At 51.2% G+C, this 25455-nt stretch carries 13 protein-coding genes and 1 pseudogene; 11 read left to right on the top strand and 3 right to left on the bottom strand.

Annotated features, from left to right (window positions below; all coding sequences use genetic code 11):
* Positions 1 to 3: 3 nt before the first annotated feature.
* On the bottom strand, positions 4 to 1080 hold the full coding sequence (locus HNQ38_RS14495; protein ID WP_343060199.1) for a glycosyltransferase: 1077 nt from the start codon (positions 1078 to 1080) through the stop codon (positions 4 to 6).
* A gap of 587 nt (positions 1081 to 1667) precedes the next feature.
* On the opposite strand from HNQ38_RS14495, the gene HNQ38_RS13420 reads away from it, so the two are divergent.
* The 7 genes and pseudogenes from HNQ38_RS13420 (at position 1668) to HNQ38_RS13390 (ending at position 7162) form a co-directional block, all read left to right on the top strand.
* Positions 1668 to 1850: a hypothetical protein gene (locus HNQ38_RS13420; RefSeq protein ID WP_183722194.1), complete on the top strand. Its 183-nt coding sequence runs from the start codon at positions 1668 to 1670 to the stop codon at positions 1848 to 1850.
* Entirely contained in the window at positions 1850 to 2323 is a 474-nt protein-coding gene (locus HNQ38_RS13415) for an ATPase (RefSeq protein WP_343060197.1), read from the top strand. The genes HNQ38_RS13420 and HNQ38_RS13415 overlap by 1 nt, the downstream gene beginning before the upstream one ends.
* A 77-nt stretch (positions 2324 to 2400) precedes the next feature.
* Positions 2401 to 3378: pseudogene (locus HNQ38_RS13410) on the top strand (AAA family ATPase); the annotation flags it as partial.
* A 369-nt stretch (positions 3379 to 3747) separates the two neighbouring features.
* Positions 3748 to 4779, top strand: coding sequence for a DUF3150 domain-containing protein (locus tag HNQ38_RS13405; RefSeq protein WP_183722188.1), 1032 nt, complete (start codon positions 3748 to 3750; stop codon positions 4777 to 4779).
* A gap of 61 nt (positions 4780 to 4840) precedes the next feature.
* Positions 4841 to 5077, top strand: a complete 237-nt coding sequence (locus HNQ38_RS13400) for a hypothetical protein (protein WP_183722184.1) — start codon at positions 4841 to 4843, stop codon at positions 5075 to 5077.
* A complete protein-coding gene (locus tag HNQ38_RS13395; RefSeq protein ID WP_183722180.1) occupies positions 5074 to 5469 on the top strand; it encodes a type II toxin-antitoxin system death-on-curing family toxin in 396 nt (131 codons plus the stop codon). Before HNQ38_RS13400 ends, HNQ38_RS13395 begins: the two co-directional genes overlap by 4 nt.
* 40 nt (positions 5470 to 5509) lie before the next feature.
* A complete protein-coding gene (locus tag HNQ38_RS13390) occupies positions 5510 to 7162 on the top strand; it encodes a cobaltochelatase CobT-related protein (protein WP_183722177.1) in 1653 nt (550 codons plus the stop codon).
* 160 nt (positions 7163 to 7322) lie between these two features.
* Here the strand turns inward: HNQ38_RS13390 and HNQ38_RS13385 are convergent, their stop codons facing one another.
* Positions 7323 to 8438, bottom strand: coding sequence for a hypothetical protein (locus tag HNQ38_RS13385; RefSeq protein WP_183722174.1), 1116 nt, complete (start codon positions 8436 to 8438; stop codon positions 7323 to 7325).
* Between the two features lie 9 nt (positions 8439 to 8447).
* Positions 8448 to 9620, bottom strand: a complete 1173-nt coding sequence (locus HNQ38_RS13380) for a tyrosine-type recombinase/integrase (RefSeq protein WP_183722171.1) — start codon at positions 9618 to 9620, stop codon at positions 8448 to 8450.
* A 373-nt stretch (positions 9621 to 9993) separates the two neighbouring features.
* Between HNQ38_RS13380 and HNQ38_RS13375 the strand changes: the two genes are divergently transcribed.
* The 4 genes from HNQ38_RS13375 (at position 9994) to HNQ38_RS13360 (ending at position 25183) form a co-directional block, all read left to right on the top strand.
* Positions 9994 to 11235 (top strand): hypothetical protein, encoded by a 1242-nt coding sequence (locus HNQ38_RS13375; RefSeq protein WP_183722168.1) that lies wholly within the window; start codon positions 9994 to 9996, stop codon positions 11233 to 11235.
* Positions 11236 to 12396: 1161 nt separating this feature from the next.
* Positions 12397 to 14010 (top strand): (2,3-dihydroxybenzoyl)adenylate synthase, encoded by a 1614-nt coding sequence (locus HNQ38_RS13370; protein ID WP_183722165.1) that lies wholly within the window; start codon positions 12397 to 12399, stop codon positions 14008 to 14010.
* Between the two features lie 93 nt (positions 14011 to 14103).
* Positions 14104 to 20814: a non-ribosomal peptide synthetase gene (locus HNQ38_RS13365; protein WP_183722162.1), complete on the top strand. Its 6711-nt coding sequence runs from the start codon at positions 14104 to 14106 to the stop codon at positions 20812 to 20814.
* Between the two features lie 19 nt (positions 20815 to 20833).
* Positions 20834 to 25183 carry a type I polyketide synthase gene (locus HNQ38_RS13360; protein ID WP_183722158.1) on the top strand — a complete coding sequence of 1450 codons (4350 nt, stop codon included), beginning with the start codon at positions 20834 to 20836 and terminating at the stop codon, positions 25181 to 25183.
* The last annotated feature ends 272 nt before the right edge of the window (positions 25184 to 25455 follow it).

Here is a 25455-nt window from a genome sequence, read left to right as displayed (position 1 = left end):
TTTTCATCGGGTTATAGTGGTTGCGAGGTCTTGATAAATCGCATCATAGTTTTGTCTTACAGTTTCAATACTATGATTTTGTTCGACATAGCGGCGACCAGCTGCGCCCATCTGGTGCCGCAGTTCGGGGTCGTTAATCAAAGTGCGTATGTAGTGCTCCATTTCTGGGGCATTCTTAGCCACAAACCCATTGACGCCATGCTGAACTACGGCTCTGTTGGGAGCAATGTCGGATACCACGACAGGCTTGTGTAACGACATTGCCTCAAGCAACGCATAAGAAAGGCCATCCCACTGTGTAGGATGTATGAAAATATCCATATTTGCCACATGGTTCAGGGCGATTTTATTGTCAATCCAGCCCGTGCGTTTAACAAAAGCGGGAAGCTCGTGTGAATCTGCTTTGGCGCCAACCCAAACCCAGTTAGCCTTATCTTGTAAACTTGATGCAACATGAACAAACCAATCGAGTCCGTGCTGGTTCGTCAATCTGCCACAAGTTCCTACTTGGATATTGTTTGTTTCAGATTTTGGGGCATGTGCCTCACTAATGGCATCAATCATTGCAAGGTCAATAGCATTGCGGGCTAAAAAAACCTTCTTCTCATTGCCAGACAGGCGCAGTGCCAACAGATATTCTTCCTCGCCACAAGCCGCAATGGCAGTGCCCATTTTTGTTAATCCCCATTCGATAGATCTAATGCCAGTTCGTGCAATTGCCCCAATATCTGAGCGTAAAAAGGCGTAGGCATGTGGTGTGTACAGGGATGGAACACCTGAGAGTCTTGAAGCGATCCTTCCATAAATTCCTGCAATAGATGAATGACAGTGTACTACATGGGGATTATTTTCGGAGATTATTTTTTTTAGTGATATAAGAGTAAATAAGATATGTGCTGGATTTGCTGATAAGTTCATATTTAGAGGGATAAAATTAACATGCTCATGAAAATTATCTCGAAAATTTTTTACTGTCTCGTTGCGGCTACTGTATACTATAGTGTGCTGATAATTCTTTGTTAAACTTTTTGTTAAGAATGAAAGAGCAGTAAGGCAGCCGCCGCCAAAAGACTCAGCTATGTGTAGTATTTACATTGCTCGACGCTCACGCTGTGTACCTCTTGTCAGGGCTCGGCTGAAAATAGCAGGCGCTTGGATTTGCCCCTGCTAAACTAAGCATTCAAATTTTTAATGAAAGAATAAAGGTTTAATGTAGTGAGTTTATAAAAGTGTCTTTAAGTTGATATGATATCATGGATGGTCTTGTAGCTTCAAGGCTTATAATAAACCAAAGTAGAATAGTATGAATCAGCTGTTACTTTTTCGGAAGTAGCTTTGGTAGTCATGATGCTGAGTATGCGTAACATGCGAGTTACTTATACTTCATGAAGAAGGGCCTTTGCTCCTAAGCGAAACCCAATATGGACAACAAGGCTTGTTCCATTTGTATCTGCCACACAGCTATTGGCCCAAAAAAATCAGATATATATTACTACGGAAAGACCACAGAGGCCTTGTTAGCTCTCGTGCGTTTACGCACTGGGGCACCTTTTGATAAGTTGAGAATTTTGCCACTCAAACAGATTAAAAGTAGACTGCATATGAACCTCACCCACAGCGTTGACCGATGGCGGGGTTCTTCGTAATCTATAAAAAAAGGAGGCAGCATGTCGCTTACCTTGGAAGAGCTTGTCCAGACCGCTATTGAAAATCAGCGTATTATTCTTGAGCTTGAGCTGAAAAAAGGCATCCCGTTGAACTATCTGGATGAAAATGGACAGTACACCCTGCGCTATCCTGACGGTCATACAGAAACACCCTCGCTTCCTGAAACACATCAGGTGGGATAATGCCCAAGCTTTTATGCATCTGCGGGCCAAATGGGGCAGGCAAAAGTACATTTTCACGTGCAATCGCCATGCAGGAAAACCTGCTGGTTATTGACCCAGACAAGCTTGCTGCAGAAGGCCTGTCTCCTATAGCTGCGGGAAAAGCCGCTGCCCGTATGGCCCGTCTTTTTCTAAAGGAAGGCGTTTCATTCGCACGGGAATCTACCCTCACAGCACGATTTGATTTCTCACTGATGGAAGAAGCTAAACAGCGTGGCTATGAAGTCGAGCTTGTGTATATACGCCTTGCGTCAACTGAACTTGCGCTGGAACGCGTTGCGTCCCGTGCCTCTCGTGGAGGCCATGCCGTCCCGTCGCAAGATGTGGTGCGCCGCTTTACGCGCAGCCTTGAAAACTTGCCCAAAGCTATGGCACTTGCAGATAAAACAACTATTTTGGACAACTCCTCCTGTAATTACAAAAGAATAAACTAATTAATAGAAAGCCATATTTCGAAGAGCCCGGTTCCCTTAAAAGGAGCCGGGCTCTTTCTGCATTTAAGGAGCAGCTTATGAGCACAAATCAGGTCAACGATCTTGCCAGCCTTCAACCCACTGACCTTGATGCCGGGCAGGTTTTCAGCGGCAAGCCCTCCGGCACCGCGATACGGGGCTACGCCACTTCATCGGCGTATACTCCAGCGATTGATCCTGGATATGTCTTTCACGAATCCAGCCGCGATATGGTGGTCTGGTTTCTTGGCTTGCGGGAACCTCTCTATGTCTTTGGTCCCTGTGGATGTGGAAAAACGAGCTGCATCAAACAACTGGCTGCACGTCTTAACTATCCCGTCTTTGAAGTGACGGGGCATGGGAGGTTGGAGTTTGCAGATCTGATTGGGCACCTCACGGTACGCAACGGCAACATGGCTTTCGAGTATGGCCCACTTGCGCTTGCCATGCGGTATGGGGGGATTTTTCTCGCAAATGAAATAGATATTACCCCGCCCGAAGTAGCCGCAGGTCTGCACGGGATCCTGGACGGTTCTCCATTATGTATCGCTGAAAATGGCGGAGAACTGATTGCCCCACACCCCATGTTCCGCTTTGCCGCCACAGCCAATACCAATGGAGGTGGAGATGAGAGCGGTCTGTATCAAGGTACTCAACGTCAAAATCTGGCATTCTCTGACCGTTTTATGCTCTGTGAAATGGGCTATCCAGATGCAAACACAGAGATAATGCTGCTCAATCAGCGATTTCCATCTCTGCCTGACAAGTTGTGTAGCACCATGGTGGAGTATGCCAACGAGGTTCGCAAGCTGTTCATGGGCGAGGCCTCAACAGGCAACCTCACCAACACCATTGAGATCACCTTCTCAACACGCAGCCTGCTGCGCTGGGGTGATCTGACCGTGCGCTTCCAACCTCTGGCCCATCAAGGCATTCAGCCAGTGACCTATGCCCTGGACAGGGCACTTGCCTATCGCGCCAGTCGCGAAACCCGCGCCATGCTGCACGAACTGGCTCAACGCATGTTTTCGCAGCATACAGAGGCGGACATCAAGGCAATGGGCTCCGAATCAGGAGAAGAATTCCTGCAAGGGGACACAGCCCTTCGCTTTATGAAGAGCCGCTTACGTTATGTTCCCACGGTCCCACAGCCTCGAGTCTATCTACAGGTGGACTATGGCCTGCCCGATCAAACGCAGTCCGGCAAATTCTGGACTGGCGAGGCCCGTCCAGAAGGACTCATGCTTCAGTGGGGCAAGCAGGGTACAGCTGGACAACAAAAGCTCATCCCTGCTGAGCAGTGCGAAAGCGGAAATGTCGTTCTGGAACTTGAGTGTCGAGCCGCCAAAAAACTTAAAGACGGCTACGCCTTTGTTCCCGGCAAGAGCTTACTATAGGAGAAAATCATGACACGTGTTCTTTCAGACATTCGCATCCTGGACAACCTGTTGGCCCTTAACCTCAATGTCAGCCTGTGGTCAGCCCGGCGCAAGATGAGCCAGGAAGACCTTGGTGGTGCAGAGTTGCCTCCTGAAGATTTGGCTTCTCTGGGCTCCAAGCGCATAGCTGATCCAGAAAGCCTTCGTGTATTTGGTACACTCAAAGCCCGCGCCGTAAACTATCTGGACAGGCATGGCGTACGTTTCATGTCCGGCTGGGCCATCCCTGAAGAAAAGGCTGGAGAAATCGTACAGGAACTCATCAGCATCCGCGACGACTTCCAGAAAGAAAAAGAGGCTTTTCTGGCCGACTATGATCAAAACATCCAATCATGGATTGTAAAGCATCACCAGTGGGGCGAAATTATCCGTAACTCCACAGTGGGGCCGGATTATGTACGGAATCGCATGGATTTCCGCTGGCAGTTGTATAAGGTGGCTCCGCTTGAGCAGCACATGAGCAACACCGCTGTACTGGAAGCCGGCTTGGCCGAGGAGGTGCAAGGCCTGGGCAGTACGCTCTTTGGAGAGGTGGCCAAGTCTGCCGAAGATATCTGGCGCAGGGTGTATCATGGCAAGACGGAAGTGACCCACAAAGCGCTTTCGCCTCTGCGGACCCTGCATGCCAAACTCACGGGTTTGTCCTTCGTAGAACCGCATGTTGCCCCGGTGGCTGACATCGTGCAGGCGGCACTGTTTCGTATCCCCAAGAAGGGCAATATCACTGGCCCTGATTTGCTATTGTTACAAGGGCTGGTTTGTCTACTTAAGGACAGCGATGCCCTGATTGCTCACGCCCAGAGGGTCGTCGAGGGGAATGCCCCGGATTTTGTACTGGATGCGCTCTTGGCTGGTCCAGGCAGCATGCCTAGTCTTGATGGCTTTATCGCACCGCTGGATGGTGCCGGTGGTGGGGATGATACGCCGATATTGCCAGACATCTCCGAGGGAGACAGTGCGTTACCGCATCCCTCCATCCCCAGCTTGGGGCTGTGGTAGTATCAAGAAATTTCTTGACGCAAGGCATAGCCCTAACTAGCCTGTCAAAAAGGAGTTGCCTATGACACAGGTATCAATCAAACGGGTCAAGTTTGCCAGTCAGATGGAACCTGATCTTTATGAATGCCTAAAAGCCGTTGCCCAGCAGGACGGTCGTCAGGTTCAGGCAGTTCTGGAAGATGCTGTTCGCGCTTACATTGAAAACCGTAAGGGGCCTACAGCGCGTAGGCATGTTCTTGATGCTCTTGAAGTCAGCATGATTGAACATGATGCCCTTTACAAAGAACTGGCAAAATGAGTCGAGACTACCTGGCAGTCGCCGATATTCTGGGCATGCATGCAGTTCTTGTTGAAAAGTATGGTGGCATGGCGGGCATCCGGGATATGGGTGGCTTGGAGTCTGCCGTATATCGCCCACAGAGCGGGTACTATTCTGATATTGTAGAAGAAGCTTGCGCCTTGATGGAAAGTCTGCTGATTAACCATCCTTTTATGGACGGGAATAAGAGAACGGCATTCGCAGCCTGTTCAGTCTTTCTGTATATAAACGAGCATCGCATAGATGCGGATTCAGAGCGATTGTATATGCTCGTCATCCAGTGGCTTCAGCTACCGCCTGCTGAACGGTTTACAACGATGGTAAGCGATTTGCGAAGTCTTGTGAAAAAGCAAAACAAACAAAAACAATAGCCCGGCAGAAATGCCGGGCTTTCTTGTTATGGGGTACCACATGATACGCACAAAAGACGTACTTAACTGCCTGCCCCTTGTGGCGTCCATTCTGGGCGACCGCTATGGGGTACAGGTACGCATTGGCGGCAAGGATGCCTGCACCGATGGCAAAATAATCTATTTACCTGCCTTGCCTATGGATTGTGAACCGGAAGTATTGGCGCTAGCCAAGGGATTCTGCGACCACGAGGCGGCTCATATAAGGCACACGGATTTCAGCGTACTGAAGGTCGCAAACCTCGATCCCATAACCTTCAATCTCTTCAACTGCCTCGAAGATTGGAGAGTCGAAAAAAAGCTGTCTGCCATTTTTCCTGGTTGTCGGCAAAACCTGAACTGGTTGATACGACGATTCTTTGTGGAAAAGGCAGAGCCAAGGGCCGGGGATGATTCCCCGGCCCTTGCTGTTATGGAGTATGTGCTGCTGACCGTGCGGTCATGGGACGTGGATGAAGTCAACATTCCCCGCAGATTGTCAGCGGAAATTATTGTCCAGAACTTTAGAGGGTTGAAAGAAGCGTTGGATGGCGTTCTGGTAAAAGTACGTATCCACTGCCCTGATACCGCAACCACCATAGGCTATGCGCGCCAGTTGGCAAACTGTATCCGGAAATGGAAACCAGAACTGCAGGCAACTCGAAAGGGGGGTACGTCTGCAACATCAGATAATAGCAGCGAGAAGCAGCGACGTAGCCAGGTCGATTGCGCAACTCAACCAGGGCAGACAGATTTATCGGATTGCGTTTCTCAATCACTGCAGAAAGAGAGCAGAAATAAAAGAGCCTTGCTCGCGGAGTTGTTCAAGGCAGATGCCCATGCGTTGCCTCAAAACCTGGGGGAAGCACTGGCCACACAGCTCACGCTTCAGCAAGAAAACTCAAGCACAAGTCATCTGTCGGTAGCGATTGAGGGTTTCAGGCAGGTGCTGCCACTATCGGAAGAACATAGAAATAATGCTCTCCGGGCCAGCAGCGCCCTGCGTACACGCCTTCAAGGTCTGCTGCAGGCACAGACCCGACAAATCTGCCATATCGGCAGAAAGGGAACCTTGCATCCAAGATCACTTTATAAGCTACACGTGGGCAACTCCCGTGTATTTCAATCCCTGTCCGAACAAACGGGTCTTAATACCGCCGTGCACATTCTGCTGGATGTCAGCGGCAGTATGGCAGGCGCTCCCATCACACTCGCAAAGCAGGCTTGCTATGCCATAGCCAAGGCCTTGGCAGGCATCAAGGGAGTTAACCCGGCAGTGACGGCATTTCCGGCGACAACAGCGCCAAACTCCGTTGTTTCTTTGGTTCGACACGGGCAAGCAGTTTCGGAGAATTTTGAAATCGGAGCTTCAGGAGGAACCCCTTTGGCTGCTGCCCTCTGGTGGATCATGCAGACCATGTTGCCCTTAAAGGAAAATCGAAAAATTATCCTGATTATTGCAGACGGAACGTCAGATAATCCTCAGGCAAGTAAGGACGCTTTAGCAATGGCGCTAAAGCTGGGATTTGAAGTTTATGGCCTTGGGATTCGGGACGAGAGTATTGCCAGCTTACTCCCCCGTACCAGCCAGACCATCAAAGAGCTTCCGGATCTGGCTCCTGTAATGTTCGGTCTGTTGCAACGAGTTTTACTGGAAGGAGGTAGGAATGGCTAAGGTGAGTTGCGAGCTTGATGCCACAGCATGGCTTGTGATCATTATTGCCGTGCTCAAAGTCGTGAAAGTAATAATGGATGAGGTGAAGGACTAGACTCTAAGGGGGGCAGTGTTAGAACTGTCCTCCTGATTTGCTGCCCAAAAAGGGGACATGAACATTTTAACCTGTACCGGTACAGAAAGTATTTTTTGATGTTATAATTTTTCCAGATGCTATTGAGCGATCTGCGACATCGTACAACCTTGAGGCAGTTCTGGAACAGATATCGATGTTTACGCAATCGGCCCTACACGCCTCTTCATTACATTCATTTTTCACTTTCAATCCGTACTTACCCCATACCTCCAACAGCAGATCCTTTATCGACGAGCTACAACCCATTTTTTCGTCATAAATAAGGATACCAAGCAACTTTCCGATAAATTCATCTTTCTTGAATCTAAATAGAGCGCTTTCAAAATACATATTCACAAAGCTCTTACACTGACCATAGTTGCTTATTATTTCTTCCATTTCACTAAACTTTGAGGCTATTATAATACTGCTAACACAATCAAATGCTGTTTGAAGGTCAAAATTTTTATGGTTAATATCGATATATACCTTTAGACTCCTGCTTTTAAAATAATCTTCAGATTCGCAGATAGCATCTTCGGGGGTTAAACTTTCATCAGATTGCGGTAATAATCCATACTCACATTCACCATTATATATAGCTTCGTCAAAATCTACAAAATTACAGTTCAGTCCAAAGCTTTCAAAATCCTTAAAAAACACATGCTTTAATAAATATGCGCTATCACCATCCTTGATTCTGTCAATTTCATAGTTCTTAAAACTATCAAGATGAGAAACATAAATTCCAAATTTTAGAGATAACCTTATCAGATCATCTATGATCGTATAAAAAACATCATGGTCTTTTTTTTCACTTTTTAGCATTTCCAAAAGTCTTTGTATCTGCCCATCATCAATAGCATTTAGCCGTGCTTGATACCTCTGATGAATTGCCCCTGCAAATACGTTACAGTTGTATTTATCAGAATGAAAAAAGGCGAGATACTCTACAAGCCTGTCTAGAAGATATGATTGATCGACCCCCTTAAAATCTATCCCACTGGATTCGATCATCCTTTCTAATAAGTGCTTCAATTTCCCAATATCTTCAAGCAACTTCGGCCTACAACACATAATCTTTCTAAACATGTATTCAGAATAAAAAAATGCCGTATAATAAGCCGTACTTATTTTATCCGAACTAATAGAGGTAACCACGCTCCTCTCCTAATCTTTTACTTTTTGCACTTTGCTCTGAACGTTCATGATCTCAGAAATGACATCTTTTGCGACTTCAGACGCTTTAATCAATGCATCATCTCTCAAATGAGCATATCTCTGGGTCATTGCGGGACTCTTGTGTGTCATAAGTTTCTGGAGTTCATACATGCTTACCTTTCCTGAACTTGCCAGCATACTGGCATATACATGGCGAAGCCCATGAAAAGGACGAAAATCTGCAGGTAAATTTGCTTCTTTTTTTAGTGCATCTGCTTGCTTACGAATGTCAACAAGCTTACCTCCTCCTTTGCCTGGAAAGACATACTCGCTAGATCCTCTTGAAATTGAAGTTAAAACTTCACGTGCCATTTCATTGAGAGGGATGCGCTCAGACTGACCAGATTTCGCTCCAAGCCCGTCATCTTTTCCTACAAGATTAATAAAACTTCTTGCCCAATCAATGTGCTCCCATTTAAGATTAAACATCTCCCCCCTGCGCATACCTGTATAAAGAGCTAGCAGCATCATACTTCCCGCTTTTCTATACTTAGTAGTCTCAATTGCATGGAGAAGTGATGCCAACTGAATTGGGGACAAATCTTCAGTACGCTCGTTATTTAACCGTGGCATCTCAAAGTGAACTTTTACCAGATCTGGCGCGACTAATCCTTTCTTCACCCCAAATGAAATAATTCGGCGCAGCAGTTCGATAACATTTCTGACTGTTCCTGGCTTGCGGCCACGCTGCGTTAATCCCAACCGAATATTGTCCACCACAGTAGAAGATATTTCCTGTGGCTGCAAAGCTGCCACAGAGGACAAGTGAAGTTGAAATCGATTTTGGTCTGTAACTATGCCCTTAAGGCCAGGATTACGACACTTATATTCTTTCCATAAAGACTCGATTGTCCACACCTCCCGAGATGCTTCGGCTTTGGCAACGTCTCGGACTTCTTTTCTAGATAGACGTTTACCCTCTAGAAGTTCTGCTCTGATACCCGCTGCACGTGCAGGGGTCATATCGTCTGCATACTGGCGACCTACCTTTGTTTCAATTAGTTTTCCATCGCGCCGATATACAGCGTAGTAAACCTTTTCAACGCCGGGCCCGCCAACACGCTTTACTTCTCGATAAAAAATCCCAGGATATTTTGTACCATTTCGTTTTGATGCAGCCATCAGTAGCTTCTCCTACGGCTCATCGAGAGAGGGTGAGCACTAGGTAAAACCCAAGTAAATCATTTTTCCAACTCAGCTTCCAACACCCCTTAACATTTTCCAACCATATTTCCAACACAGACAATACTAACGCATATTAAAAGGTATCAAGAAATAGAATCAATATTTTTTCATAACAACGTGTTACATGTAAAAACGATATATGTATTCATATGGATTCATGCTACACCTTCGTACTCATAACCCGAAGGTCGTAGGTTCAAATCCTGCCCCCGCAACCAGATTTTTCAAGCCCTTACGGAGACGAGCCGTAAGGGCTTTTTTCGTGAGTTGATTTCATTCCCACCATTGCAAAAAATTTTGCGAGGCTCCCATGATATTAAGACAGGGCGTTACCTGCTCAACATGCAATGAAATATACATACTACGCATCAGTGTTGGGCATTCGTCATACCAGGAGCATTCCTTTGCATGTTCAAACTGCGGAGAAACTATTACAATTGGCCTTGATCTCGACCAAAAAAATGCCGGTTGGCAGTTTAAAATTATTGAAAACTGCATTCTATCAGATGAAACGCTTGGAACAATAATAAATCTCCACCCAGAGATTGTCTTTTCAGAAGAGTTACTTCATGTAGATCTTATTTCTCCATCTATTCTTTATATGTCAAAAATGCAGGAAAAGTTGAATCAATTGCCCAGTGATGTTTCAAAAGAAGACTATTCAGATGCTAAAAAAAATTGGGAAAAAATATTCCTTACACATCAGGAGTGGGGAATTATTGGCAAGATATGGTCATTATTTGCAAAAAACAAGGATGCACAAGTAAAAAAATTCATTATTGATAATAAGGATTCAATTCACGATTACAGGCCAAATTTAACAGCGTGTGAGATTATTTACTCATTTATAATGAGAGCATTGGCCCCAATAAGGGCTAACCGCGCTGAAGAGATCATAGAAAAAATTTTTGATGAATATGAAAATAGTGATAAAGAGTTGTTTAACTCTTTCTGTAAATACCATGCACGCGAAATATTTCATAAAAATATGCTCCGAGCGCATGGCATAGCTCGAGATTTATTTATCAACTATAATGAGTTTAATAGCGTGCTCTGGAGTTTAAAAAAAGGTGAATCATTGCCATCTAATTTTGCCATTGCATCTATCAATTTTGAGAAAACAAAAAAAATTTATGGAGACGCCTATGAGTGTCTTGGCTCAAACGTTTTAACACTCGCATGTATTAGCAATATCATGAAGAAAAGAAAATTCGATACATTCGAAAACCTTACTCTCGCAAAGTACATAGAGATCGATAAAAGTGGAAAGGGTAAATGTTTTAGCGATATTCCTGAGTTTAGTGATTTAATGAAATACCATATACCTAAAATAAGAAATGGATCGCATCATGGGACTTTTGTGTTTAACCATGAACATAATCAAATTTCATACAGTCCTAAAGCTAATAAGAGTGAAACCATTTCATATTCTGAATACATAACATGCTGCGTTGAACTCTTTATATCATGCATGACTGTTTCGGCAATTGACATTTTTATATATGATCAACTCCGGTTTTCAGCAATGAAGGACACTGCGGGAATTGTGTAACATGGATATAATTCAGGGCTCCACTTGATCGCCAAGTGGAGCCCTGAATTATCGTATAGGTAGATGCTGGCTTCGTCGCAAAAATCTTGAGATTCGCCATCTCCGCATTTTGGCAATTGGGCGTATTCCCCAACTCGCGGGATTCTTCCGGCACTCCTTCAGCGAGGTCTCAAAGGCCGCTTCCGCTTCATTGCCGTCTCCTGCTCCATCTACCAATCCCCGGTCTTGGTCTTTTCCTTTTCGTTCACACCCGATGCGTGCCAAGGGCAGTAAGGCAAGCGTCATGGGTAACCGCATGTTGTTTCCGCGCATGATGATTCCTTTTATGGCTAGCCTGCCTTTCCCGCCTCCCAAAGCTTCACTATCCCCCGGCTGTGTGATTTGCTTTCTCACAGGTGCCTAAAACACCTTTATTCCTTGGCAACCCGCCGTCCCGTAGTATGGCTTTTTTGCACCTTTCTTGTGGTGTGACCTTTGGTATAGCCGACAATATACAGTATTATAGACTTTACAATATAATGTGATTAAATGAGATTAAGCCCATTGAGTAGGCAGGAAAAACAAAATCAAGATGCTGAGGGGCTCATCAGCTCGTAGATTCAAATCTGCCACATAACCTGGTTATTAAAGCCCTTACGAGACGAACCGTAAGGCTTTTTTATTTATGCTGCCTTGCTCCTTGCCCCTTCAAAGCCACCCCCTATGCTCACCCGAATATTTGCACGACATTCAAAAAGCATTGCCTCATGCCAAACCCTTTCCATACCAGTTTTGATTCTTACTAACAGTTTGAGCAATCAACATTTAGTGCTTTGCGGGTTGACCAGAGTATTTTTTTACTTTATTGAAATTGAAATTGAATTTTATTTCTCTTAATATCTGCAATTCGCCTATATTTGAAGCTGAGAAGGTTAACAGATTTTTCCGAGCACTCAGCCGATACAGGGAAGCCACGCCGATCGCCTCGGTAACTGACTACCCCTAAAGGCCGAAGGAGTTTGTGCCCAGCAACCCCAGATCCAAAACACTGTGCTCTGCTTCATGATGCAGAGCTTCAGCAAAACCCGCTCAGCGCAGGCAGCCACGTTCAATTAAGCTATTCTAACGTCCGACAGCCGCTGCAAACAACCACGTCTACCAGTATTAATGATTGGAGGCTAAATGAGGGTGGAGCATTTTAATAATTGGCAAGTTCCCGTGCAGCAGTATGTGCAAAAAGGCTACTGGCACACGAAAACCCTGGGCCAAGAGTTGAAGGACTGGGCCAAAAGATATGGAGAGGCCGTTGCCATTGTTGATAGCAACAATCGCCTGACATATCGTGATCTTGATACTGCCGCAGATGCACTGGCTTCGGGCTTTTCCCTTCTGGGAATTTGCCGTGGCGACAGGGTTTTGCTCCAACTCGCCAACAAGGCAGAATTTGTTGTCTGCATTTTCGCTCTGTTCCGTCTTGGGGCCATACCCGTTTTGACCATGCCTGCAAGCCGTGAGGCAGACATCGACGCCTTGTGCGCTCATGCTAAACCGGTCGCCTATATAACAACCAGCACGCACCTTGGCTTTGATTATGGGCCTATGCAGCAACGCATCGGGCGCAAGTATCCTTTTATCAAACACCTCATTTCTGACGATGGCCGCACACCCGGCACGCTCGCGCTTTCAGATATACGCGGCACACAGCCTACAGATCTCGACGAACCAGAGTATCAGGATACCGCACTGCTGCTTATCTCTGGGGGAACAACAGGCACACCCAAGCTTATACCCCGACGACATACGGATTACGCCTACGTTGCGCGCGCCACTGCCGAACGTTGCGGCATGAACCACAACAGCGTCTATATGGCGGTTTTACCCGCAGCGCACAACTTTACGCTCTGTTGCCCAGGAATACTGGGCGCGCTGAGTTCGGGCGGGCGCGTGGTCATGTGCCAATCAACAAGCTGCGACGAAGCTTTTGAACTTATTGAAAGCGAAAAAGTAACTCACACTGCCCTTGTGCCCTCTCTGCTGAACCTGTGGCTTGAGGCGCGTGAGTGGGAACGGGCTGACCTTTCAAGTCTTCAGCTCTTGCAGATTGGCGGCGCTCCGCTGGATCCCTCTGTGGCAGCCAGGGTGACGCCTGTTCTGGGGTGCCGTCTGCAACAGGTATTCGGCACGGCCGAAGGCCTGATTTGCGTAACTTCGCCAGATGATCCGCCAGACGTCATCCTGAATACCCAGGGCCGCCCTGTTTGCGCTGATGACGAACTCCGTTTTGTCGATGCCAATGACAATGACGTGCCCCCCGGTGAAGAAGGCGAGCTTCTGGTGCGCGGCCCGTACACCATAGGCGGATATTACGAAGCCCCTGAAGCAAACTCCCGCGCCATAACCAGAGACGGATACTACCGCACTGGCGACATCGCCAGAATAACGCCACAGGGGAATTTACAGATCCGCGGCAGAATCAAGGATCAGATCAACAGAAATGGAGAAAAAATCGCTGCCGTGGAGGTAGAGAATCATCTGCGCGCACACCCCCTGGTTCAGGATGCCGCCGTTGTGGGCACCCCTGACGCGGACCTCGGCGAGCGCCTTTGTGCATGGATCATTCCCGCAAACGGGCAGCACCTCACCCTGGTGCAGCTATACGGCTTTTTAGAGGCCAATGGCGTTCCCCGCCATAAATTCCCGGATCAGCTTGAACACATAGAGGCGTGGCCCGTCACCAGCATTGGCAAAATCAACAAACGCAAACTTTCGGAGATGTCAGCGCCGTTCCATTCCTGACAGGCCCCGCATTGACGAGCCTGCCGTATTGAACGGCTCCTTTTGGATTTTCGTGCAACCATTTATGTAAACTTACTCAGCATGAGGGCAACAATGGAGTGCAGCCAGAAATCTAACGCGACAACGCCCATATATGCCGATGTGCGTCGGACGGTACAGAACATGCTCATGGGCGCAGCGGAATTTACAGACAATGACAACCTCATTGGTCTGGGACTCGACTCCATGAAAATCATGCGGCTTGTCAACAACTGGCGCAAGGCCGGGTCGAGCGTCACCTTTGCAGAACTTATGGCCTCCCCCTGCCTCAAAGACTGGATGCCCCTTCTCGAGAAAAAATCTTCCGGGCGCTCAAACCAGCGGATATCCGCTGCCGCCCAGGAACAAGCCCTGTCGGCAGATCCCTTTCCCCTGACTGACGTGCAATATGCCTACTGGGTTGGACGCAGGGACAATCAGCTGCTGGGCGGTGTTGGCTGCCACGCCTATCTGGAACTTGACGGCAGCAACATTGACCCGCGCCGTCTGGAGCAGGCATGGCATAGTGTGATAGACCGCCATCCCATGCTTCGTGCTCACTTTCTGGAAGACGGCACACAAAAAATTCCTTCTGCTTACACGCCGCCCAAACTGGAAGTTCTGAATATCAGACACCTCTCTTCTCAAGAAGCTGATGACCAGATGCTGGCTATTAGAAGTGCGCTCTCGCATCGCCGGCTCCAGGTAGAAGCAGGCGAGGTTATGGGCATCACCCTGAGCCTGCTGCCCCAAAATGCTACACGCATTCATCTGGATGTGGACCTCTTGGTAGCAGACCTGCAAAGCCTGTATAATATTTTGCGCGACCTTTCTTTTGCATATAGCGGCAAGCCCCTGCCAGCCGCACAAAACTGGAGTTTTGCCGCATATCTTGAGCACGAGAAAACACACCGTGCCAATGAGCGAACCATTGCGGAAAAATACTGGAAGCAGCGGGTAGACAGCCTGCCTCACGCCCCCCGGCTGCCAATGAAAAAAAATCCGCGGGATATCGAGCGCCCCCTCTTTGTACGCAGAAGCCACCGCCTCGACCGGAAGCACTGGCAACGTGTGGAGCAAAACGCCCTGCGCCGGGGCATTACACCAGCTATGGCTCTGCTGACCATCTATGTTGACACTCTGGAGCGATGGAGCAGCGAGTCACGCTTCTTTGTGAACATGCCCCTGTTCAATCGGCAACCCTACGGTGCAGGCATTGATGCTATGGTGGCCGACTTCACCAATATTCTTCTTCTGACAGTCGAACATACAGATCTGCCCTTTTGGGAAAGAGCAAAAGCCATTCAGACGCGCTTTCATGAAGATGCTGCACACGCAGCCTATTCCGGAGTGCGAGTACTGCGTGATCTGGCCAGAAACGGCGCTGCCGAAAGCGATACGCCCCAGGTGGTTTTTGCCTGCACTCTGGGAATGCGGCTGGTGGACAAGCAGTGCAGCGAAACCCTGGGCAAGCTGGGATATATGATATCTCAAACACCGCAGGTAAGCCTTGATTTTCAAGTTCATGATATTGAAAATGAAATTCTTTTTGCAATGGACGCCATTGAGGAGCTTTTCCCCGAGGGCATGCTTGATGCCTTGTTTTCCGCGTACATGCAAAGGCTGATGGCCATACTTGAAGATGATGAAGACAGTCTGAACAAAGACATCCCCATCCCATTGCATACACCGCATGCCCCTGCTGAAGCGCAGCCCGTAGAGGACATTTCAAACCATCTGCACGCCAGTTTTTTTGCTCAGGCAAAAAGGCACGGCGAGCGAGCGGCGCTTCTGGACGGAACGTCCGGAGCCACAGTGAGTTATGAAGCGCTCGCCCAGCAGGCTTTGCGCATTGCAGCCCTGCTGCAAAAAAACGGCGTCAGCCCCGGTGATTCAGTAGCGGTAACCTTGCCGCGCGGCGTGGATCAGGTGGCGGCAGTGCTTGGCGTGCTCGCAAGCGGGGCATGCTATGTGCCCATAAGTCCGCGCCAGCCCGTATCACGCATGGAATATATGCACCGCAAGGCCGATGTGCGCTTTGTTCTGACCACGGCGGGGCTGGCGGCCGGGCAGAAATGGCCCGGCACTGCCACCCTTCTGGATGTGGCCGAAAGCGCAACCGTGAAGCCACTTCCGCATCCAGAATACGCAGGAAGCGGCACGCTTGCCTATATAATCTTTACCTCTGGCTCCACTGGCATGCCCAAGGGCGTCGCCATAGAGCACGCGGCAGCCTGGAATACCGTGCAAGCGGTAAACAGTCAGGCGAATGTGACGGAACATGACCGGGTGCTTGCCGTATCCGCGCTGGAATTCGACCTGTCAGTTTATGACATTTTTGGCGTGCTCGGAGCCGGGGGCCAGGTTGTACTGGTGCCGGATGAAGCATGGCGCGACGCTGCCGTATGGCATGCCATAATACTGCGTCACCGTGTAACCATTTGGAATTCTGTTCCCATCCTGCTGGACATGCTGCTGACAGCAGCTGAGGACGCCCCGCAGTCGGGCCAGCTTCCCCTGCGCGTGAGCATGCTCTCTGGCGACAGAATCCCGCTGGATCTGCCGGAAAAGCTCTGGAATCGCGCGCCCCAATGCCTATTTGTGGCAATGGGCGGAGCAACAGAAGCCGCCATCTGGTCAAATATCTTTCATGTTACGTCTGTGCCGCCAGCACACTGGACTTCCATTCCTTACGGCAACCCTTTGCCCAGCCAGCGCTACCGGGTTGTGGACCAGCGGGGCCGCGACTGCCCCCCCTGGCGGCCCGGCGAACTGTGGATTGGCGGCGCTGGCGTAGCCCGAGGCTACGTTGGTGATGCAGACCTTACGGCACAGCGCTTTATCAATCTTGACGGGCAACGGTGGTACCGCACAGGCGATCTTGGCCGTTACTGGCCTGACGGCACCATAGAATTTCTCGGCCGCATGGATTTTCAACTGAAAATCAGGGGCCACCGCATTGAACCGGGTGAAATAGAAGCCGCGCTGCTGCGTCACCCGAACATCCTGCAAGCAGCGGTAACCGCCGTAAATAATGAGCACGGAACACGCCGCCTTGTAGCTTATGTGGCCCAGAGTGAAAACACGGCTTCGGGCGATCTGGCAGAATTTCTGCTGCAAAATCTGCCGGAGTATATGGTTCCTGAAATCTATGTTGCCCTGGACAAGCTGCCCCTCAACGCCAATGGCAAGGTTGACCGCAAGGCTCTGCCAGCGGTTGATCCGTCAGCGCAGGCAGACCGTGCTTCCGGTGATGAGCCCCAGTCCTTGCTGCAACAGAAACTGGCGGCTATCTGGCAGCAGGAGCTGGGGCAGAACAGGGTCGGCATACACGACAATTTTTTCCAGAGTGGCGGCGATTCCCTGCTGGCGACCCGCATGGTGTCGCGCATCCACCGTGATCTGGGGCTAACGCTGCCTCTGGACAAACTTTTTCTCGCCCCCACCATTGCCCAGATTGCCACGCATCTGGAGCATGCGGCACATGCGCGAAAAGAAGAACAAAACAACACCGCCCTTCCCGCCATCGTGCCTGACCCCGCCTCCCGTCATAAGGCATTTCCCCTTACCGACATTCAGCATGCTTACTGGATCGGCCGCATGGGCACATACGAACTTGGGCACGTCTCCAGCCATATCTTTTTTGAATTTGACAGTACGGAACTGGATATCCCCCGGCTTGAAACAGCATGCCAAAAGGTTGTCGCCCGGCACGACATGCTGCGCGCCGTCTTTTTATCTGAAAGTGGACAACGTGTTCTTGAAACGGTTCCGGGCTACCGCATAAACGTTCGCGACATGCGTTCTGCGGCCAGTGATATGGCAGAAGCAGAACTGAAGCGCACACGAACGGTCATGTCCTGCCAGATGCTTTCTGTGGATACCTGGCCCCTCTTCGACATACGGGCCATCATATATCAAGGGCCTGACGGCACGCACACCAGGCTGTTTCTGGATTTTGACGCGCTCATTGCCGATGCCTGGAGTTTCTTTTTGCTGGTTGAGGAGTGGATGGCCTTTTATGACAACCCCGGCCTCAAACTCCCCGGCCTTGAACTGACCTTTCGTGATTATGTGCTGGCGGAAAGCGCCATTGCGCAGACGGAACAGTACCATCGGGATCGAGAATACTGGCTGGCCAAGGTAGACACACTTCCTCCGGCTCCCGCCCTGCCCCTTGCCTGCCAGCCCTCGAAGCTGGACAACCCAGGCTTTGTCAGAAAAAGCCAGGTGCTTGAAAGCCGCCAGTGGTTCCGCATCAAAGAAAACGCCGCACAGGCTGGCGTGACCCCATCCGGCCTGCTCATCAGCGCCTATGCCGAAATTCTTGGCATGTGGAGCCAGAACAGCCGCTTCACCCTGAATCTTACCCAGTTTAACCGCCTGCCCATGCACCAGCAGGTGGACGCCATTGTGGGAGATTTTACATCCCTGGTTTTACTTGCTGTCGACAGCAATAGCGCGCCCACTTTTGCTGGCAGGGCCCGCGAACTGCAAAGGCAGTTGTGGGAAGATATGGACCACAAGCTGTTCAACGGCGTTCAGGTTTTGCGCGAAAAAACGCGGCGCGCGGGCGGCCGCATGGAAGGCATGCCAGTTGTCTTTACCGGGGCCGTTAAAACGGGATCGTCCGAAAAAAGCGCAACGGCCCTGAAACGGTTGGGCGATATGGTCTCCGGCTGCGCCCAGACGCCGCAAGTATGGCTGGACCACCAGACCTACGAACAGGACGGCGCTCTGGTGCTGAACTGGGACGCCGTTAAGGGGCTTTTTCCTGAAGGGATGATCGACCACATGTTCCAGGTCTATATCAATCTGCTGCACGCGCTTGCCGATGAAAAAACCTGGGAACTGGCAGCGCCTGCGGCTTTGCCCGAAAGCCAGCAACACATCCGCAAAGCATTCAACCACACGACCGAAGTGCAGCAGGAAGCGACGCTTCTGGAACTCTTCAAACAGCAGCTTGCCCTGCATCAGCAGGATATGGCGCTTGTCAGCGGTACGCGAACCCTCAGCTACAGTGATCTGAACCAGCTTGCACGGGCCGCGGCATGCGAGGCCATGCAGAAGGGGCTGCGGCCCCGTACTCTGGCGGCTGTGGTTATGGAAAAAGGCTGGGAACAGGTTGTGGCCTGCCTTGCCATATTCATGTCCGGCGCGGCGTACCTGCCGTTGGCCCCTGATACTCCCGAAGAAAGACTGCACTGGATTTTACGCGACAGTGAGGTTGGCGTCGTCTTTACACAATCTTCTGTAGCCGCGCGTATACACTGGCCTGACAACATCAAGACCATTTCCGTGGACGCGCTGGACGCCGCCGATGATCGCGACGATATGGAAGAACTGCCGCCGCAGCCCGCTGATCTGGCCTATGTCATATACACTTCCGGCTCAACCGGCAGACCCAAAGGGGTAATGATCGATCACAGGGGTGCTGCCAACACCATTCTGGACATCAATGACCGCTTCAATGTGGGGGCCACCGACAGGATTCTCGCTCTTTCCGCCCTTCAGTTTGACCTGTCCGTATATGACATTTTCGGCATGCTTGCCTGCGGCGGCGCGCTTGTCATGCCCGATCCGCAGAGCCTTAAAGAGCCGGGCCACTGGTTACGCCTGATACACGAGCATCATGTGACACTGTGGAATTCTGTGCCAGCGCTCATGCATATGCTGGCAACACACATGACGGACACAAGCGAAACGCTGCCAGCCGCCCTGCGCCTTGCCCTGTTGAGCGGTGACTGGATCCCCACAGATCTGCCGGAAAATTTGAAAAAACTGGCTCCGTCCCTGCATCTGGTCAGCCTTGGAGGCGCTACAGAGGCCTCTATCTGGTCAGTGGCGCATTACCCGGTGGAAGCCCCCGGCGAGAACTGGGCCAGCATCCCCTATGGCCGCCCCCTGAAAAACCAGCGCCTGTATGTGCTTGATGCACAAATGAGGCAACGCCCGGACTGGGTTTCCGGCCATCTCTACATCGGCGGTATCGGGCTTGCTCTGGGCTACTGGCACGACGAGACCAAAACCGCCAATGCCTTTGTTACCCATCCGCATACGGGCGAACGCCTCTACAGAACAGGCGACATGGCAAGACACCGCCCCGAAGGAGTACTGGAGTTTCTGGGCCGGGATGATTTTCAGGTGAAAATCCAGGGGCACCGGATTGAACTGGGTGAAATTGAAGCCTGCCTGCTGCGGCACCCCAGTGTACGCGAAGCCGTTACGGTGGTGGCCGGAGAAGGAGAAACCAGGCGCTTGGTATGCTTTGTAGTGCCGCACACGGATGGATTGAGCGACGAGCCGGAGCTGCTGACATTTTTACAGCGCAGCGTACCGGCCTACATGCTGCCCTCTGCCATTATTCCTGTGGACAGCCTGCCACTGACAGGCAACGGCAAGGTAGACCGCACTGCGCTTGCTGCCAAGGCAGGCGCCCACAAACCCGCAAAAGACCCGCACACTATCGCGTTGCCCCGCAATGATCTTGAACTGCAAATTGCCGCCATGTGGGCGGAAACGCTGGCGCGCGAGCATGTCGGCCGCAATGAGAATTTCTTTGAAACAGGCGGAAATTCGCTTCTGGCGGTACGGCTTACAAACCGGCTGCGCGAGCATTTTTCAAAAGATTTGCCAGTCATCACCGTTTTTGAATTTCCCACTGTAGCCGCTCAGGCCAATCTGCTGGCGGCAGGCAGACAGGAGCATACCCCAACCGCTGACACGAGGGGCGACAAACGGCGCAATACCGTTCAAATGCTGCGCGACAGACGCCAAACCCGATAGCGATAAGGCAAGGAATTTCATGGAAGCAGACAAGTTGAGTATCGCCATTGTTGGCATGGCAGGCAGATTCCCCGGTGCGGAAAACGTGGATACGTTCTGGAATAACCTGCAACAGGGCAAGGACGCAGTTCGCTTTTTTTCCACTGACGAATTGGAACCTTTTGTGCCCAGAGCCATATTGGACGCGCCCAATTTTTTAAAAGCAGGCTACGTTCTTGATGATGTAGACATGTTTGATGCCGATTTTTTCGGCATCAGCCAGCGGGAAGCCGGATATATGGACCCGCAGCACCGCCTTTTTCTTGAATGCGCATGGGAAGCGATGGAAAGCGCGGGCTATGTGCCGGGCAAGATGACAATACCCGTTGGCGTTTATGCCAGCGCAGCCATCAGCACATACCTGATGCGTCTGGGGAGCGAATTTCTTCCGTGGGCTCCCACCAGTTTTTTTGACGTGCTGCTGGGCAATGACAAGGACTACCTTGCCACGCGCGTCTGCTACAAGCTTGGCCTTACCGGGCCGGGCGTTATGGTCCAGAGTGCGTGCTCCAGTTCGCTTGTCGCCGTGAGTATGGCCTGCCAGGGGCTGCTTGAGTACCAGACAGACATGGCGCTGGCTGGCGGCATCTGCCTCACCATTCCGCAAAAACACGGCTATCTGTGTGTTGATGGCGACGGCTTCCTTTCGCCAGACGCCAAATGCCGGGCCTTTGATGCTGGCGCATCGGGCACGGTTCAGGGAAATGGCGTGGGTGTGGTCGTGCTCAAGCGGCTGGAAGACGCCCTTGCCCAAGGGGATTCCATCCATGCCGTAATCCGTGGATTTGCCATTAATAACGATGGTTCGGACAAGGCCGGATTTACTGCGCCAAGCCTGGCCGGACAAAGGAACGTCATCCGCGAAGCAATGGCCATGGCGGATGTTCAGGCCGAGGATATTTCCTATATTGAAACACACGGCACGGGCACGGCTTTGGGCGATCCGCTGGAAATCTCTGCCCTTACCGACGCCTTTGGCAAAACCGGCACCAGCCAGTACTGCCCCATTGGCTCTGTAAAAACCAATATCGGCCATCTTAATACTGCGGCGGGCGTGGCTTCACTCATAAAAGTGGCGCTGTCGCTCCGCCATGAGCAAATCCCCCCCAGCCTCCATTTTGAGAGGCCCAATCCAGCCATCAACTTCGCGCAAAGCCCTTTCTATGTGAACACCCGCCTACAGCCCTGGGAACCAGCCAACAGCAAGCGTATTGCTGGCATAAGCTCTTTTGGCTTTGGCGGCACAAACGTACACATGATTGTTGAAGAAGCTCCGGTGCGGCAAAAGGGCGGCAATGGGCACCCCTGGCACATACTGCCCCTGTCTGCCCGTAGCGAAAGCGCGCTGGCTGCATCCATAAAAAATCTGCGCACGCACCTTGCTGAAACGAAAGAACTGGCGCTGGGCGATGTAGCACACACCCTGCAAATGGGCCGCAAGGAATTTCCCTATCGCGCCGTAGTCTCTTGCCGGGACATTTCTGACGCCATTGACCAGCTAGACGGCTCGTGCCCCATATGTGGCCCCGCGCCCGAAGCCGGGCCCGCAATGTTCTTTCTTCTGCCCGGCCAGGGAGCCTGCCCGGGCATGACCGCCAGCCTGTATAAACAGGAAGGCGTTTTCCGCCAAATCATAGATCAATGCGCGCGTATTATGCAGCCGCTTCTGGGTGCAGACATATGCGAGGCAATGACTGCAGGTACGGAATCTCGCGAAGAGTTTCATGCAGTGCCTACCCTGTGCGCTGTACAGATCGCCCTTGCAAAACTTTGGCAGGCTCAGGGCATCGTGCCAGCCATGCTTATGGGGCAGGGCGCGGGCTTGTATGCCGGGGCTGCTCTGGCAGGCATTCTGTCGCTGGAAGAAGCGCTTTTGCTTGCTGTTGCAAACGATCTTGAAAGGCGGGGTCAAAGCCTTGCTGGCATTGAGGGCAAACTTCAAGCCATTGCCCCGCGCATGCCGCAAATCCCCCTGCTTTCCCCTGTCACTGGAAACTGGATTACTGCCGCCGAGGCCAGCAGCCTGAACTACTGGCTCAGCCCGGAACATCACGAGGTTGATCTTCTCAACGGGCTGACCGCCGCCCTGCAAAAATTTTCAGGCGTCGTTCTTGAAATTGGCGTATCCAATCAACTGTTTAGAGAAAAAGTTGCTGCCCAAACAGCAACCCCTATGATCGCAGGCTTGCCCGGCATGGGTGATGCGGAGCCAGAAGACGCCTTTATGACTCGCTCGCTCGGCGAACTCTGGCGCGCAGGGGCTTCCGTCGACTGGACCTGCCTGAATCCAGAAGGTACGGGCCGCCGCGTTCCCCTGCCCACATATCCTTTTGAAAGAAAACGCTTCTTCCTTGACCGCCCTCTTGAATCTGCTGCGCACGCAGAACCATCAGTAAAGACAGAAAATAAAGATACGGCGGGCTGGTTTTATGCGCCAACATGGAAGCGCCAGTCATTTCTTGGTGAGCCCAGAAACATTTCCGCCCTGGATCGGCACACCTGGCTTGTCTTCATGAACGACGGCGAGCACGGAAAAATTATTGACCGGCTGCTGCGCCAGATGAATCAGGACGTGATTCAGGTATGGAAAGGCGATGCCTTCGCCCGCCTTGACCAGAATTCGTTCAGCATCCGCCCCGCGCATCTTGAAGATTATGCGTCACTTTTCACTCTTCTGGCCAAAGAAAACTGCCGGGCCGAGTATTTTCTGCACCTGTGGAATGTCGATACGCTGACGTCACAGCACATTGAACCCCTGCGCGAGCATGCCTACGACAGTCTGATCTGCCTTGTCCGCGCCCTTGATGATTCCGCATGGAGCGGACAGCAGCTGCGCCTGGGCGTGCTTTCAACAAATGCTCACTCAGTACTTGGCGACGAGGAAATCGTGCCGGAAAAGGCCCTGTTGCTGGGCCCATGCCTTGTCGCTCCTCAAGAATTTCCGGACCTGGCCTGCCTTGCCGTTGACCTGCCGGAAAAGGCTGACCCCGCCAGCGCAGAACTGCACCTGAAAAACATCCTTGCAGACCTGTTGTCCCTTCAACCCAAAGAGGACACGAAAATTCTTGCCTACCGCGGTAAGAGCCGATGGGAGCGGCACTTCCAGCCTGTGCATCTGAAGCCCCAGGCCCACGGCCCACGGTTGCGGCATGGGGGCGTTTACCTGATCTCCGGCGGCTTTGGCGGCCTTGGCAGCGTTATGGCGGAATTTCTGGCCCGTGAATATCAAGCGCGCCTCGTGCTCGTGGGCAGATCGCCCTTGCCGGAAAAAGAACAATGGGAAGCCGTGGCACAACGCGCTTCGGATACACAGCAGTCTTCACGCGCAAAACAGCTTTTGGCTCTGGAAAAAAACGGCGCCCAGGTCCTTGCCCTGTCGTGCGACGTGGCCGATGAAGCGGCCATGCAAAAGGCTTTTGCCCAAGCCGTTGAAAAGTTTGGAGGCCTGGACGGCGTCATTCATACGGCCGGGGTGGTCAGCGACGCTGCCATAAAAAATCTGGCAGAAACAAAAACCAATATGCGGCCCAAGGTCTTGGGTTCGGCGGTGCTGCACCGCTTGTGCGAAACATATTCCCCGGACTTTCTTCTGCTCTGCTCCTCACTGGCTGCGGTTGGCGGCATGGCGGGCAGCAGCGACTACACTGCAGCCAATAACGTGCTTGATGCCCGTGCCCATTGCCAAAGGACGCCCGTGCACTGCGTTTCGGTCAACTGGAACTACTGGCTGGATACAGGCATGAGCAAGCAGTCTGCCGTCAATGCGCCACAAAGGGGCAGTACGGCTATTGACGGCCTTACGCCCGAGCAGGGGATAGACGCCCTGCAACGCATCCTCGAATCAGGCCTCAGACACGTTGCCGTTTGCACGAAAGACCTGACCACCTTTCTGCATGAAGCGCGACAGGGCCGCCACACACAGGCCGATGAACCTGTGCAACCACAGGACAGCGGGTATCCGCGCCCAGACATTGATGTGCCCTACATTGCCCCCCGCACGGTGCTTGAACACACCCTGAGCGACATCTGGAAAGAGGTGCTGGAACTGGCGGACGTAGGCATTGACGATCCCTTCCTTGATATCGGCGGCGACTCCTTGTCAGCCATAAAACTGGATTCCCGCCTGCGGGAAGTGTTCAACATGAAGCTGCCCCTTAATGCGCTTTTCACCCACGACACAGTGGCCAAGCTGGCCAGATACCTGACCGACCAGGAAGAAGAAAAAGGCATGGTATCGGCCACGGCAGAGCTGTTTCAACAGGTCAAAAACATGTCTCAGGAAGAAATACGCGCAGCCCTGAATGGGCAGGGCGACGACATATCCCGGTAAACAACGGCCCGTGCGTTTTCTGTCGCACCGCAATCCTTGGGTAAATTGGGAAATACCGGGGGCAGTGTTGACGAAAGCGCTGATTAAAAAAACCGCACAATGCTGCGAAAAATTGAAAACACATTTCTGGGAGGAGCTTGCAGTGTGTCGGCAATAGCCGAGTGGAAACTTCTGTGGGCAGATTGGCTGGGCCGCAGAACGACACATGCAGGAAAAATGGATCAATAAAAACCCGTTAGTGAAGGAGAGGTTGGATGAGTTTTCATGAAAAA

Source organism: Desulfovibrio intestinalis (assembly GCF_014202345.1).
Classification (GTDB): Bacteria; Desulfobacterota; Desulfovibrionia; order Desulfovibrionales; family Desulfovibrionaceae; genus Desulfovibrio; species Desulfovibrio intestinalis.
This window is presented reverse-complemented; position numbering and strand designations above follow the sequence as displayed.